This window comes from Pseudomonas sp. ef1, from assembly GCF_007293365.2.
GTDB lineage: Bacteria > Pseudomonadota > Gammaproteobacteria > Pseudomonadales > Pseudomonadaceae > Aquipseudomonas > Aquipseudomonas siliginis.
This window is the reverse complement of sequence record NZ_CM129815.1, coordinates 3,680,648-3,694,354: the sequence shown is the minus strand read 5'-3', so window position 1 is coordinate 3,694,354 and position 13,707 is coordinate 3,680,648. Positions and strand designations below refer to the sequence as shown.

The 13,707-nt window shown below is 57.2% G+C and carries 14 protein-coding genes, 3 tRNA genes and 2 pseudogenes; 8 read left to right on the top strand and 11 right to left on the bottom strand.

What is annotated here, in order from left to right:
* Nucleotides 1-5: 5 nt before the first annotated feature.
* Entirely contained in the window at nt 6-917 is a 912-nt protein-coding gene (locus FEE99_RS16725) for a universal stress protein (RefSeq protein ID WP_041478750.1), read from the bottom strand.
* A 212-nt stretch (nt 918-1,129) separates the two neighbouring features.
* Here FEE99_RS16725 and FEE99_RS16720 point away from each other — a divergent pair, with 212 nt between their 5' ends.
* A complete protein-coding gene (locus FEE99_RS16720; RefSeq protein ID WP_041478749.1) occupies nt 1,130-1,693 on the top strand; it encodes a GNAT family N-acetyltransferase in 564 nt (187 codons plus the stop codon).
* 53 nt (nt 1,694-1,746) lie between these two features.
* Here the strand turns inward: FEE99_RS16720 and FEE99_RS16715 are convergent, their stop codons facing one another.
* From FEE99_RS16715 to FEE99_RS16700, 4 genes are all read right to left on the bottom strand, one after another.
* The gene (locus FEE99_RS16715) at nt 1,747-2,670 is read right to left on the bottom strand and encodes a universal stress protein (RefSeq protein ID WP_041478748.1); all 924 of its coding nucleotides are present in this window, start codon (nt 2,668-2,670) and stop codon (nt 1,747-1,749) included.
* 100 nt (nt 2,671-2,770) lie between these two features.
* Nucleotides 2,771-4,012, bottom strand: a complete 1,242-nt coding sequence (locus tag FEE99_RS16710) for an MgtC/SapB family protein (protein WP_041478747.1) — start codon at nt 4,010-4,012, stop codon at nt 2,771-2,773.
* A gap of 47 nt (nt 4,013-4,059) precedes the next feature.
* Complete coding sequence (locus tag FEE99_RS16705) at nt 4,060-4,284, bottom strand: hypothetical protein (protein WP_041478746.1); 225 nt, start codon at nt 4,282-4,284, stop codon at nt 4,060-4,062.
* A gap of 35 nt (nt 4,285-4,319) precedes the next feature.
* Complete coding sequence (locus tag FEE99_RS16700) at nt 4,320-5,393, bottom strand: NAD(P)-dependent alcohol dehydrogenase (protein WP_041478745.1); 1,074 nt, start codon at nt 5,391-5,393, stop codon at nt 4,320-4,322.
* Between the two features lie 255 nt (nt 5,394-5,648).
* Here FEE99_RS16700 and FEE99_RS16695 point away from each other — a divergent pair, with 255 nt between their 5' ends.
* The gene (locus FEE99_RS16695) at nt 5,649-6,575 is read left to right on the top strand and encodes a universal stress protein (protein WP_041478744.1); all 927 of its coding nucleotides are present in this window, start codon (nt 5,649-5,651) and stop codon (nt 6,573-6,575) included.
* A gap of 783 nt (nt 6,576-7,358) precedes the next feature.
* Here FEE99_RS16695 and FEE99_RS16690 read toward each other — a convergent pair.
* A pseudogene (locus FEE99_RS16690) lies at nt 7,359-7,723 on the bottom strand (phage tail protein).
* Nucleotides 7,724-8,178: 455 nt separating this feature from the next.
* Between FEE99_RS16690 and FEE99_RS16685 the strand changes: the two are divergent.
* The 3 genes from FEE99_RS16685 to FEE99_RS16675 all read left to right on the top strand — a co-directional run bounded on the left by FEE99_RS16685 (nt 8,179) and on the right by FEE99_RS16675 (nt 10,153).
* Nucleotides 8,179-8,901: an XRE family transcriptional regulator gene (locus tag FEE99_RS16685; protein ID WP_041478742.1), complete on the top strand. Its 723-nt coding sequence runs from the start codon at nt 8,179-8,181 to the stop codon at nt 8,899-8,901.
* A 16-nt stretch (nt 8,902-8,917) separates the two neighbouring features.
* Nucleotides 8,918-9,499, top strand: coding sequence for a hypothetical protein (locus FEE99_RS16680; RefSeq protein WP_041478741.1), 582 nt, complete (start codon nt 8,918-8,920; stop codon nt 9,497-9,499).
* Between the two features lie 456 nt (nt 9,500-9,955).
* Nucleotides 9,956-10,153: a hypothetical protein gene (locus FEE99_RS16675; protein WP_041478740.1), complete on the top strand. Its 198-nt coding sequence runs from the start codon at nt 9,956-9,958 to the stop codon at nt 10,151-10,153.
* Nucleotides 10,154-10,345: 192 nt separating this feature from the next.
* On the opposite strand, the gene FEE99_RS16670 is transcribed toward FEE99_RS16675, so the two are convergent.
* Nucleotides 10,346-10,696 carry a hypothetical protein gene (locus tag FEE99_RS16670; protein ID WP_041478739.1) on the bottom strand — a complete coding sequence of 117 codons (351 nt, stop codon included), beginning with the start codon at nt 10,694-10,696 and terminating at the stop codon, nt 10,346-10,348.
* Nucleotides 10,697-10,827: 131 nt separating this feature from the next.
* Here FEE99_RS16670 and FEE99_RS16665 point away from each other — a divergent pair, with 131 nt between their 5' ends.
* On the top strand, nt 10,828-11,433 hold the full coding sequence (locus tag FEE99_RS16665) for a hypothetical protein (protein ID WP_052392171.1): 606 nt from the start codon (nt 10,828-10,830) through the stop codon (nt 11,431-11,433).
* Between the two features lie 31 nt (nt 11,434-11,464).
* Nucleotides 11,465-11,611 (top strand): annotated as a pseudogene (locus FEE99_RS16660) (integrase); the annotation flags it as partial.
* 82 nt (nt 11,612-11,693) lie between these two features.
* Here the strand turns inward: FEE99_RS16660 and FEE99_RS16655 are convergent.
* Nucleotides 11,694-11,780: transfer RNA gene (locus FEE99_RS16655), tRNA-Leu, on the bottom strand.
* A 490-nt stretch (nt 11,781-12,270) separates the two neighbouring features.
* On the opposite strand from FEE99_RS16655, the gene FEE99_RS16650 reads away from it, so the two are divergent.
* Nucleotides 12,271-12,804, top strand: coding sequence for a GAF domain-containing protein (locus tag FEE99_RS16650; protein WP_167351314.1), 534 nt, complete (start codon nt 12,271-12,273; stop codon nt 12,802-12,804).
* Between the two features lie 85 nt (nt 12,805-12,889).
* On the opposite strand, the gene FEE99_RS16645 is transcribed toward FEE99_RS16650, so the two are convergent.
* The 3 genes from FEE99_RS16645 to pgsA all read right to left on the bottom strand — a co-directional run bounded on the left by FEE99_RS16645 (nt 12,890) and on the right by pgsA (nt 13,706).
* Nucleotides 12,890-12,963 (bottom strand) — tRNA-Cys (locus FEE99_RS16645).
* Nucleotides 12,964-13,009: 46 nt separating this feature from the next.
* Nucleotides 13,010-13,085 (bottom strand) — tRNA-Gly (locus tag FEE99_RS16640).
* 60 nt (nt 13,086-13,145) lie between these two features.
* A complete protein-coding gene (gene pgsA, locus FEE99_RS16635; RefSeq protein ID WP_041478738.1) occupies nt 13,146-13,706 on the bottom strand; it encodes a CDP-diacylglycerol--glycerol-3-phosphate 3-phosphatidyltransferase in 561 nt (186 codons plus the stop codon).
* Nucleotide 13,707 lies beyond the last annotated feature (1 nt).

The window sequence follows — 13,707 nt, the reverse complement described above, 5'->3', positions numbered from 1 at the left end:
CATGCTCACCGCACAGGCTCTTTCCTCACCGCCAGAATGCTCCCCGGCACCGAATACAAGGCGCGCTCGGTGGTGCTGCCGATCACGCGTTCGATGCCCACTCGATGAACCGTGCCCATCACCACCACGTCGGCCAGGTACTGCTCGACAAACTCATTGATGACCTGCACTGGATGGCCCATGACGAAGTGTCGACGCTCAGGTGGCACACCGTGACGATCGGCAAGGGCGACAAAAGCCTGATGCAGTGTCTGACGCAGCTCGTTCGCCAGATCTTCGTTCCAGCCACCGTTGATCATTGGTGCATCGCCGTTGAAAGCGGCGGACAAATCGTAGGCGCAGAGCAGGTGTAACGGCACGTCGCATTGCAACGCCAAAGCGTTCGCCGATCGTATGATGACGTCGTTCAAGCCATTGATTTGGGTATCTGGATCAAACGGGTCAACGGCCGCGACGACACGATGCGGCAACGCATAGCGAATCTGATTGACCAGATGCACGGGGATCGGACACTCACGCAGCAGGTGACAATCGAGCGGCGTGATGAACACGCGCTTGAGCGCCGGTTCCAGTCGCACATCCTTGATCAACAGGTCGGGCTTGAGCACATGGACGGTCTTGAGGATGTCCAGCAGCGGATGGCTGGAAAAGACCACATCAACGGTGCCGTCCAGCCCCTGGTTGCTGAGCTGCTCGAGCTCATCGGCCACCCAGCGACGGTAGCGCCGCTGATAGCGCTGAGCATCCACGTCATCGATTTTTTCCTCCCACAGATGGGTGATCGGCACCGGATCGACGAAGGCCCGCACATCCAGCGCCGCCCCGCTCGCCTTGGCCAGCGCGATGGCACGCAGCATCGCCGCCGATTGATGCAGCGTCTGGTCGGCGACCAGCAACAGACGTTCATATTGGCCCATCACACACCTCCGCTCGGCACCGGCGCGATGGGCCGGCAGGCTTCAAGACTGCGCCCGCTCGCCCTTGCCCGGCGTTGATTTACATCAAGCCAGGGTCAATGAAAGAGGCGTCTGATGTAGATCAGATGTCGCCGTGAGCAACCGCGTAGAAGGAAGGCAAGCGGACGCTTTTTCACCGTCCACCAGCCTTTCGAACCGGATGGAGAATGATCATGCTCACCGTCAAAGACCACAACGATCAGGCCGTGGCCGCTTATGCGGCGGTTTCCGGTCAATACTGGATTGAGGCGCTCAAGGACGGCCGCCATGTATTGATCCGGCCGCTCACGGAGAAGGATCGCCTGCGCGAATACGACTTCATCAAGCGCCTGTCCCCCGAATCCAGGCACATGCGTTTTCTCGCCCAGATCGGCGAACCCGGCACCGCTCTGCTCGACCAGTTGATGGACACCGATAACAAACAGCGCACCGCCTTCATTGCACTGGTTCACGAGAACGGCAAGTTGATCGAAATCGGCATCAGCCGCTATGCCGGCACAGGCGGACATCAATGCGAGTGCGCGGTGACGGTCGCCGATGAATGGCAGCACTTGGGCTTGGGCACGTTGCTGATGGAACACTTGATCAAGGCAGCCCGCCACAACGGATTCCGCCAGATGTACTCGGTCGATGCCGCCAGTAACGCGGCGATGCGCGATCTGGCCAAAAGCCTGGGCTTCGAGACCCACAATGATCCTGACGACGCACGCCAGGTCATTCATCGTCTTGACCTGTAAATGAATCGCCCCGAGGTGAGTCGGCCAACGATTCACCTCGGGGCGATCGTGTTTCAGGATTGCAGTGTGGGTTGCGGCTTGATCGCCAACACACTGCAAGGTGCCCGATGCAGCAGCTGTTCGGCGGTGGCGCCTAACAACTTGCTCAAGCCGTGGTGCTGCACTGTGCCCATGACAATGACGTCGATCTGCTTGTTGATGGCGAACTCGCAGATACTGCGCACCGGTGCGCCCTCAATGAAGTGCCGGCATGAGGCCGGGACGCCGTGGCGCTCGGCCAGGGCCGTAAATGCCTCATGCTGCGCAGTGCCCAGCGTTTCATGGATCCCGGTGGCCAATGGCAGTGCGCCGAACCCCATGTCCGTGGCGTAAACCGCCGTCCAGTCGTAAACATGCACCACATCAAGACTGGCATCGCACTGCACGGCCAGTTGGGCGGCGGCATCGATGATTTGATCGTTGAACAGGCAGTCCTGCTCTTCGCTGCGCAAGACATCGACAATGGCCAGCACACGGCGTGGGCGCGGATGGGTGTCGTCGGTCACCAGATGCACCGGCACCGGGCAATCGCGTAACAGTTGCCAGTCCAGCGGGGTGTAGAAAATACGCTCCAGCACGGACTCGTGCTGCACATCCTTGATGATCAATAGCAACGGCATCTCGTTGATGAACTGCAGGATCTCGGCGAAGGGATCCTGGACCCACATCACCTCGCTGGTGACCATGATCTGATGCCTCGCCAGCACTGAAGCCTGCTCTGCGAGCCACTGCCGGTGAGTGCGCAGATAACCATCGCGGGCGAGGCGGATCTGCTCGGGGGCAAACAGCCCTGCCACTGCCAGCGCCTGCAAGTAGTCGAAGGCCACGATGTGCAGCGGCAACTGCATGGCCTGGGCCAGCGCAGCCGCGCGCTCGAACGCAGGCGTGTGCTCCATGGCGCAGGGAGCGATCAACAGTAAACGCGGAATCTGTGACATGGGATACCTCGGCATGCGGCCAGCCAGGAGAAACAGTCTTCAGGGTGAATGCTGTGGCCACTGGCAGCTTGATCTTTGTCAGCAAGAGCACCGATTGCGCTCAAAACAGCACAGTGCCCGCCCACATGGCCAAGGTCAGCAATACCTGGCCCGGGATCACGCAGGCAGCGAAACGCCTGCCGCCGCTGACCCACGCCACCACGCATTTGCTCAACGAGTTACTGCTGACGGCAATCAGCGCTGGCACGACTGTCGAGTCATAAGGCACCTGGCCCGCCTTGGCCAGGCTTGCGATGGACGCTGTGGCAGAGTGCGCATCGGCAAAGCCCGAAAGCATTGCGGTAAGCCACAAGCCTGCCTGACCAAAGTGGCTGAGCATGGCCGAGGAGACGAATGTGATGCCGGTAAGCGTCAATGTCACGATGACCGCGAGTTTCAGATTGAACGCCCCTACCGTATCGACCGGTTTGCTGCGGCTCCCTCGCGTGGGGTCGGGAAACATCAGGCAGGCGCCGTACAACAACGTAGCGATCAGGCCGAAAAGCAGTGGCGTCCATACACTGTTCAGCAGATTCGGATCAACCATCATGAGGATCAGTCCGACCTGTATCACCGTTGCCAGATTGGAGAAAATCGCAGCGGCGCTGAGGATGCGGATGTTGCCCGGCTCATGGGCAAGGCGTTGGCCCATGGTCGCGATCGTCACGGTACTGGAGGCGAAGCCGGATGCAATCGCGCTGATGACGTAGCCATAGCGCGAGCCCAACGCGCGCACGGCAATGTGGCCAAACGCGCCGACCAGCATCAGCAACACCGTCACGGTACAAATGGTGCGCAGATTGATCGCGGCGTACGGGCCGATATATCGGTCCGGTGCCAATGGCAGTATTACCAGCGCGGCGATCAGCAAGATCAGGCCATCACGCATTTCCGCGTCGGACAACTGGCTGTTGGCAAAGTGATGCAGCGTCTGGCGATAGGCCAAAAGGCCCGCGATCACCACGCCAAGGGCAATGGCCAGCGCCGGCGCGGTTGCGCACAACGCGCCCAGGATCAGCACGGTGATCAACGCCACCTCGCTGGTCAGCCCAGGGTCGTCGCTTTGACTACGCCAGTACGCAACGCTGGTCAGCAACGTGACACAGCCGGCGACAATCCCCAGCAGCAGGCCACCGCCGACCTGTAGCGCGACATACCCCAACAGCGCGGTAATGGCGAACGTGCGCAAGCCGGCGCAGTGTCGCGCATCGCCAGTGCCCTTGTGCCGTTCACGCTCAAGACCGATGAGCATGCCGATCCCCAACGCCGCAGCGGCGCCGGACAGATCAAAAACCTCATTCATGATGGGTAGCGTCCCGCAGGGTTTGCGCACCCTGCTCTGCACTTGGCTTATGGCGAGCATTCAGCACTTGCGCTGATGCGGCGAGCCGTTGCCGGCCTCGCTGGCAACGGCTGGGCAAACGCATTCGGCCACTCATGAGGAGCGTTGATACGGGCCTCAAGCACCTCGACAAACTCCTGCGCAGCCTTGAGGCTCCTGAAGCCCACATCCCAGTCATCCATGTGCACGACCCAGCCATGGGGAGCGTGTTTTTCAGCGATGTTGATGTTCATGCAAACCCCGGTTTCAGCGGCACGCCAAGGTGCTTTCAAGGAGTGATTGCGACTTTCATGACCCCGTCGCGTTGATGAGCGAACAACTCATACGCCTGCTCGATGTCGTCCAGTCTGAAACGGTGAGTCACCAGCGGTGACAGATCGACGGCGCCGCTCTGCACCACCGCCATCAGGCGCCGCATGCGCTCCTTGCCGCCGGGGCACAGGGTGGAAACGATGCTGTAATCGCCCAGTCCGGCGGCAAACGCGCCGAGCGGGATGTGCAGATCGCTGGAATACACCCCGAGGCTGGACAAGCGCCCGCCCGGGCGCAGCACACGCAATGCCGACTCGAACGTGCCTTGGGTGCCCAGTGCTTCGATGGACACATCCACGCCACGGCCATCGGTCAACGCCATGATCTGCTCCACCACATTGCCGTCCTTGAAATTGACGGTATGGGTCGCGCCCAGTTGGCGCGCCATGGCCATGCGTTCGGGCACCGCGTCGACACCGATAATCGTGGTGGCGCCCTTCAGGCGCGCTCCGGCCACGGCGCAGAGGCCGATGGGACCCAATGCAAATACTGCGACAGCGTCGCCGATGGCGATCTCGCCCCGCTCGGCCCCCGAGAACCCGGTGGACATGATGTCCGGGCACATCAGCACCTGTTCATCGCTCAACTCATCAGGGATCGGGCACAGGTTGGCCTGTGCATCCGGCACCAACACGTACTCGGCCTGGCAACCGTCGATCGTGTTGCCAAACTTCCAGCCGCCAATGGCCTTGAAGCCGTGCCGGGTGTCCGGGCCGTCCTGCGAGCCGCAGCCACACAGGCACGCGTAACTGTGCCCGCTGGGGGTGATGGCACCGGCGATCACTCGCTGCCCTTCGATAAAACCGCGTACTTGCGAGCCCAATCGCTCAATGATGCCGACCGGTTCGTGGCCGATGATCAGTCCTCTTGCCACAGGGTATTCGCCGCGCAGGATATGTACGTCGGTGCCGCAAATGGTGGTGGTGGTCACGCGGATCAACGCATCCAGCGGCCCGACCTCGGGAATCGGCTTGTCATCGAGCACGATGCGGTTTTTTTCAATGAATATTGCCGCTTTCATGGTGGCCATGATGACTTTCCCTCCGCCGACAGGTGAGTGCAGAGCAGAGCTTGAGCCGCGGCGACAGGGTCGTAGTTGATAATGGTCAACTATCCGAGGATCAGTGGTCTTGCTCGACCGTACATCCGCTCACGACCACGCGCTGATGTCTGGTTGATAAATATCAACCCCGCCCTGCTGACTTGCTCCAGGATAAGCGCATGCGCCACTACTCACTCCAGGCATGCAGCGCAATGCTTGGGTGACTACCTCGGGAGTTCTGTCATGTCTGAGCAATCGCGTTTCATGCTGGTCGTGTCGCCGCTGATGAAAAACAGTCCGGCGTTCGACCGCGCCGCCGCACTGGCCAAAGCGTCTGATGCCGCACTGCATATTGTCGCGTTTGATTATCTGGAGGGCCTGGCGACCGCAGGAATGGTCAACGAGCAAGCCCTGGAGCAGATGCGTCTGGGCTATGTCGAACGCCATCATCAATGGCTCGAAGACCAGGCCCGGCCGCTGCGCAAGATCGGGGTGACCGTCACCACCGAGGTCGTCTGGGTGGACAATCCTTTGAAGGAGATCCTTATCCATTTGAAGGAACAGCCGATGGCCGCCCTTATAAAGGCTCTGGAGCACGAATCACTTCTGTCGCGGCTGATGTTCACGCCGCTGGATATCCACCTGTTGCGCGAATGCCCGGTGCCGCTGCATTTTGTCAGCCACGCTCAAAACGCTCTGCCACGCCGAATCGTCGCGGCGGTCGACCCTTTCCATCGTGAGGGCCAATACCAGGGCCTCAACGATCGCATCCTGCGCGAAGCAGCAAGACTGGCCAGTGTCTGCAATGGCAGCCTGGACGTGATTTATGCCCATGACCTGTCATCGATCAGCGCTGCCGAATTCGGCTTCAATAACGCGTCCGCGATCTTTTCTTCCAGCGCAGCCAAGAAACTGTTCGACGCCCAAGGCGAAGCTTTCCAGGCGCTGGCTGCACGCAACAACATTCCGGCAGAAAACCAGCACATGATTGTGGGCGATCCCGCGAAGGTGCTTTCCAGCTATGCCGATGCTTACGACATTGATGTGATCGTAATGGGCCGCGTCACTCATCGAGGAATAGGCCGACTGGTTGGCAGCACGGTCGAGCATTTGTTGTACAAAATGCCCTGTAGCGTATGGGTGGTAGCGCCGGAAACACTTACTCGCTGATGGATGCAGTCGACGCTGAAGAAAGGAGTGGAATTTCAGGCACCAGACGGCGACGCAATGGCCAGTCAGGAGCGTGGAAAACATTTCCACGGCACAAAAAATAAGGGCTTGCATGACATATATCATGCAAGCCCTTGATATTTATGGTGCCCGAAGCCGGAATCGAACCGGCACGCACTTACGAGCGGGGGATTTTAAGTCCCGCGCCAGAATCAAGCGCCTTGATAGGCGCGATTTTGGTGACTCCGTCTAATGGAGGCGTAATTCCCTTCGTTTTCACAATGGTTACTTTGCTCTGCACGATCACCGTCTGGCTGGGATCATATCAAGGCGGATACTTATTCCCAGAGGGGAAAATCAGAAGTATCTTGGCATATGTCGGCGCGCGATCTTTCGCAATATATCTTGTTCACAACCCGTCATTTTGGCTGACCAGAGAAATCTGGTCGCGAATTGAAGGGGCAGGATTCGAGTTCAACTCTCATTACAATATTAGATTTTGCGTAACCGCTATTATCCTAATCGCAGTCTTCGCTGAGCTGAACTACCGACTTATCGAAACGCCACTCCGGAAGCGAGGCATTGAGAAGTCCAAAAGATATCTAGCTTCCAAAGCCGGCACTCGGGAGCCTGTACTTGCTTAGTCCGTGAACGGTGTCCCTTAAGGGGCGTCGGCGAGTACGCCGGCGCTCCGCAGGACCAGCATAAACTTCATCTGATTAATGAGCAGCGTTTATTAACGCACCCAAATTCGCTCATTTCGTGTATCGGCATTCGATCCGTTCAGAGCTCATTTGACTCACTCAGCAGCGGCGCAGCAATGATTTCCGGGATGGGCGGTTCGATCGGCCATATCGGCGCCTGATACCAGGTCGGCTGACAGTGACCTTGCCCAGTGCAAACTTATAGCTCTTCCACGCTTTCAGGTTCAACGTCAGTGCGGCCTGCTCGGCCTCGTCTTCTGCCGCGGCTTCACCGATATCAATGCCGAAATTGATCGTATCGATGCGGTCTTGAATTCGCGAGATCTGGGCAATCGCCTGTGCATTTCGTGAGGCGAGCAGTCCCTTCGCGGTTGCCAATTCAGCGGCCTGAATGGCGGCGTCCTTCATGGCCTTGGTAATCAGTTGAGTCCAGTCGATGTTCATGCTTGTTCTCCAGGCTCTGGCAGAGGCATGGGTAGGGGAATCGGGCCGTCACGCACATCCTCAAGCGGCGACGGGAATGCCTGCTCTGGGCTGTAATTGATCGGGAGCGGAAGGATCAGAGTAAGCTCAAGCTCCCCGTCGACGCGGCTGACATCGCCTGCAAACCATGACGATTTGATCGCGGCACTAGGCAACGTGTCGCCTTCGCCCACGTTTTAAAATTGAAGACTTCACCATTCACGGTTAGAACATCACCAACACGCACGACCTCAAGACTTGCATCCATTCTGCTAGGTGATAGCTTTGTGCGCATCAGAACCACCTCCCGATGTGCGTTCTGTTCCATAGCGTCCTCGTTAAACTGGTAATTACAACGCAAAGTTACAGGTTTCAAATCGAAACTACAATTTATAATTGCAGTGCTAGCTACAAGTTCGAGTTGTATTCTCGCTGCCATGACTATTACCTCCTCCCGAATCGCTGCGGCCCGAGAGGCTGCTGGGCTAAATCAGTCCGAGCTGGCGCGAAAGCTCGATGTGAGCCCGCAATCCGTCCAAGCCTGGGAATCCGGGCGAACTGTCCCGAGAAACCCGAAGATCAAAATGCTGAGCGACGTGCTTGGAGTTTCGGTCGCCTATCTGATGGGCGAGGCTGGCCCGCTCGAAAGTCAGAGCCGCACTGCCGACACTTCATTGGGCTCAATCGAAACGTGGGATGACGAGACGCCACCTGGCGACGACGAGGTCTACGTCCCCTTCCTCAAGGAAGTCGAACTGGCGGCGGGCACTGGGCGATTCGCGATAGAAGAAAGCGACAGTGCAAGGCTTCGCTTCTTCAAGAAGGATTTACGCAACAACGGCGTTCAATTCAGCAACGCCAAGTGCGTGACGGTGAGCGGCAACAGCATGATGCCGGTGCTGCGGGATGGCGCCACAGTGGGCGTCAACATGGGCAAAAACTCGCTCGGCGATATCGTCGATGGCGAGATGTATGCGGTGAACCATAAGGGTCAGCTTCGTGTGAAGCAGGTTTACCGGACTCCGACGGGCATCAAGCTTCGCAGCTTCAACCACGACGAACATCCGGACGAGAACTACACCTTCGAGCAGATCCAGGAGCAGCAGATAGCGATTCTTGGACATGTTTTTTGGTGGGCGATGTACTCCCGCGCGAATTGAATTCAGAGGCTTCAACATGGAAGAAGCGGTAAAAGCCTGCCCCTATTGCGCAGAAACGATCAAAGCCGAGGCCATCAAGTGTAAGCACTGCGGTGCTGATGTTCCTTCGCAGGCAGTGGAGGGTGGTGTTTGCCACTCGCGGCCCGACGAGAAACCTCTTCTGAAAATTTTAGGCACTCACTGGACAGTGATTCTGTGTGCCTTCCTGGTTTGCGTGACCCTTTGTGCATTCGTCTACCGCGAGACCTCCGCTAGCTCAGCGGTTCCTGTTCAGCAAAAATCTGTCGCCTATAAGCTGAAGGCGAAAGATCTAATTCATCTCGACATAGAGGCTTTCGGCTGCATCACTCCTGACGATTTTGATCGAGCTTATTCCAGCTACACACATGGCGATTATGCGTTGAGCGCCGTTATGGTCACGCGCGGATTATGCTTTGAGCAGATGGATATCAGTCAAAATACCTCGTGGACGGTTGTACAAATGCGCGATGACCGAATGGAGATCGAACTGAAGAACGGGGCCGAGTATTCGAAAGCGCCCGGCCTAAGCCGATCTACTTACTGGACACATACCCGATGGGCCTCTCGCGCAAAATAATCTAGTGCCCTACAAAGCCCGCCAAGCGCGGGCTTTTTTACGCCTGCAGGAAATCCTCCCATGCATAACTGCAAAAATAATTACAACTCACGCCTGCACATTACAATTTTTGTTGTAGCCTGCCTCAACGCCAAAGCAATCCGGCGCCAGGGTCGACAGACCCGCCGCTCTTTAAAAACCCGCGCCATGAACCACTACCCGGCCAGTCCGGTTAGGTCACTCCCGGCTCCATCGGTGGGAGGTCAGTAAACCGATGAACAAAACGGCACTTGCCTCTACCGGCGACCGGCGATCCGACAGGCCCGAAAGCCTGCCCACGCGCAGCCCACTGCGACGGCGGACGAGGTGTTGACCGAACTGAGTGAATGACCTGGTAAGCAGGTGCGGAGAAACACGGGATTTTTCAGTGATGCACCTGGTGACGGGGGCATTGGGAAAACAACCGAGGGCAAGACAATGAACAAAATCATCCACATCACCCTGCGCGGAGAGCGGCAGGTCTTCGCCGACGCCGACTTGAACGCCTGCATCCGAGAGGCGAACAGGCTCAACGCTGAACGTCGACTCACTAGCGGCGTGCGCGTAGTTGAGTGCGAAGACGGCCATCGAATGACGGCGGCTGATTGCAAGGCTGCTGCCCGATCCTCTCTATGAGAGCGCATCAGGGTGTGATCTGAGGCTAAGTCTCGGGCAGCGGATGTGCCAACCGGTCGCCTTCAGGGCTACCCCTTCGGCCGAATGCCGGTTGAGCCCCGGCCAGATCACACCCCGATGCGGAAAGACAGCGGCCTGTAACCGCCGACATGCATCAGGCATCGCTCTCAGCAAAGTAAGAAAGCGAGGCAATTACTTAGCAGTAATCAATCCACCGCAGAGGCTTTCCAGCAAATCCTGGCCGCCTTTGGAATTGAAAAATTCAGTCGACTGCTTCACTTCCATTTCGTACCGAGGATTTGTAGCAACATCACGGATGTGTTTCGCCATCTCGTCAGTCATGCCCTCTTTCTGCTCCGTCAGGAATTTTTCTAGAGTGATACCTGCTTCTGGATGTTTCTTTGCGCACGCCTGGGTGGATGCGACAGCCATAACCGCAGTGTTGTGGTCTGCGACAACGTCGGTGGTAGCCGAAGCTGGGACAGCATAAGCGAGGGCAATCACCGCGATGGCTGTCGCACTGCGAACTTTACTCAGAAACATTCAGATCTCCAGATCTCAATTATTTGGCATTGATGCCAAGACGTATCGGCCAAGCTCGCTGGTTCCTTTAGCGATTTAGTCATCCTCCCCCGACACCACCCGAATGCACTCCCCTCGGCGTCGAGGCCAAGATGCAGTTGAACGCCAAAGTTGCCGACCAGATCCTGCCCTGTCGCGGCGACGACCTTTACGGGCGCGCCGGCCCAGATTATCGGCTGGTGATCGTGAGCAAAATCACCGATGCCAGCAAAGGCATCGTGAAGATGCTGGAACACCTCGGCGTCAGAGTGATGGTGCCGAGACAGAGCTGGACCCGACAAGGAAACTGCCTGACCTTCAGCCTCGACCATTCTCTGCTGGAGGTAAGCGGGCACAAGCCTTTCTACGACTGGTACATGTTCGACTGGAACCCGCCTGAGCGCTGCCAGGTGCCGGCTGGCGTGCCATCCCCTGTGCGCCTGACACCGTGGAAAGAGTCAGCGTTGAAGGTGCTGGCCCAGCTCCGGCGCCAAGGCTTCATCACCGCCAAACAGATCGCCAGCCACGGCATCGGCGTTAGCGCGTGGACGCAGGCACCGGGAAGCAAACCGGCATGGCTGGCAAAGGGCGCCGTGCGCGGTACCTGGATCGAAACTGAACATCTGCCGGCCTTCGACAAGCAGCCCCCGGACGTGTACGCCTTGGCCGTCCAAACCCTGGCCGCAACAGCGCCAGCAGAATTGGAGCTGTCGCCATGATCACCAAGTGCGCAATCGGCTGCACCCTCTTCTTCTGGCTTCCATTGGTACTGACCATAAGGCTGAATCCAGTGGCGATATCTTGCAAGCCAGAGATCAACTTGGGCATACGACGGTGGTTATGACCGAGCAGTACATCCGCAATCGAAAAGGCAAAAAGGTCATGCCTACCAAGTGAATTGCGGACCAAGTTCAAAATAGCGGACCAGAAACAAACAAGGGTTTGCATCAGCTTTCGCCCGCAAACCCTTGATTTAAGATGGTGCCCGAAGCCGGAATCGAACCGGCACGCCCTTACGAGCGGGGGATTTTAAGTCCCATGCGTCTACCAGTTTCGCCATTCGGGCGGTAGCGCGGTATTGCTCTGTTCAGCCTTGCGGTTGGATCCTCACAGGATGACCGCTTGAAAAGCCGAGCGGGGAATATATACATCACGTCCCGGTGAAGCAAGTTTGGAGTGCGCGATTTGAGAACTAAATATCGCTGACCGCAGAAAATCAAAAAGCCTCAGAAATCAGGGAGCTACGGAGTTTGCTTGAAGTAGAGGCCGAGGTAACTGGCAAATCGCAGCAACCAGACTGGAAATTGTGGCGATAAACTCAAAAGATTCAGATGCTCACCATCACCTTGGCTGCACGGGTGACAGATGTTTCATCGATTGAGATTATGAGCAGGCAACCCAAGTCTGGACGGGATGTCTACGCTAAAGGTTGGCGCCGAAATCAATATTCCAAAGGGTATCAGCACGCCCCCTTCAACCACGATCACGCCTCACAGAACGTCACCAGAGCAGAGCTCAGGGATGTACAAGCAATCAGGAGATTTGATTCCATGCAAATGAGTGACACCGTTCTAAAAGCGTCTTTAAGCCAAGAGGAGCGCTCGGCGATCGCCGAGATCGAAGCGACCACCAATATCCTGCAGCTTGTCACCCGTCTGACCGGTACACGCTTTGCCGGAATCGCAAAATTCACGGAAACGGAATGGATCGTCTGTTCGGCATACGATCCGATTGAACTGGGAATAAACGTCGGCGATACGCTGGATCTGGAAACTACGCTCTGCAGTGAGTTTCGACGAAATCCTCAAGCCCTCTTCCTTCCACAAATCAGCAAGGATGGACGACTTTCGTCACGTCCTGTGGTGAAGCAGTATTCAATTGAAAGCTACGCAGGCGCGCCTGTTTTCCTGCCGGACGGAAGACTCTGGGGTGCCCTCTGTGCTCTGGATTCAAGGGCCGTTCTGTTTGATAACCCGGATCTTGCGGACACACTGACGTTATTCGCACGCCTTATTGGCTGCATCTTTTTCTCGAATCTGACGGTGGAAGGTGCCAGCCACATCCAGACCGGAGCGTGTCTGACTGAGTGACCCTGCGTAAACGATGCGGAATACCGCACTTTTTCACAAGCAACAAAAAGCCCCGTAGATCATTGATCTACGGGGCGTTTGATAGTGGAGGCCGAGGTCGGAATCGAACCGGCGTAGGTGGATTTGCAATCCACTGCATAACCATTTTGCTACTCGGCCTCAAAGTATTTGCTGTCAGTAGCGCAACAACAAACACTGTACAAATTGGAGCGGGAAACGAGACTCGAACTCGCGACCCCGACCTTGGCAAGGTCGTGCTCTACCAACTGAGCTATTCCCGCTTGGTGTGGCGCATTCTATAGAATTAAGAAGCCCCGTCAACCCCTTGATTCAAAAAACTTTTATTTCTTTTCGACATCGGTCTTCAGGTGCGGCCAGGCGGCGCGAAGGTATTGAACCATCGACCACAGGGTCAGCCCTGCCGAGACGATCAGCAGTGTATAACCGAGCACGACCCAGAAGCTCAATGCCTTTGGATGAGCCAGCAGAATCACCAGCGCGAGCATTTGCGCCGCTGTTTTCCATTTGCCGAGATTGGAAACGGCAACCTGTGCCCGGGCGCCGAGTTCGGCCATCCATTCGCGCAGCGCCGAAATCACGATCTCGCGACCGATGATGACTGCTGCGGGCAGCGTGAGCCAGAGATTGCCGTGTTCCTGCACCAGCAAGACCAGGGCAACAGCGACCATCAGCTTGTCGGCGACCGGATCGAGAAACGCCCCGAACGGTGTGCTTTGCTCCAATCGGCGCGCCAGATAACCATCGAGCCAGTCGGTTGCAGCCGCAAAGGCAAAAACCGAAGCGGAGGCCATGTAACTCCATTGGTAAGGCAGATAGAACAGCAATATGAAGATCGGGATGAGCAGGACGCGTAGAACGGTAATCAGATTAGGGATATTCATC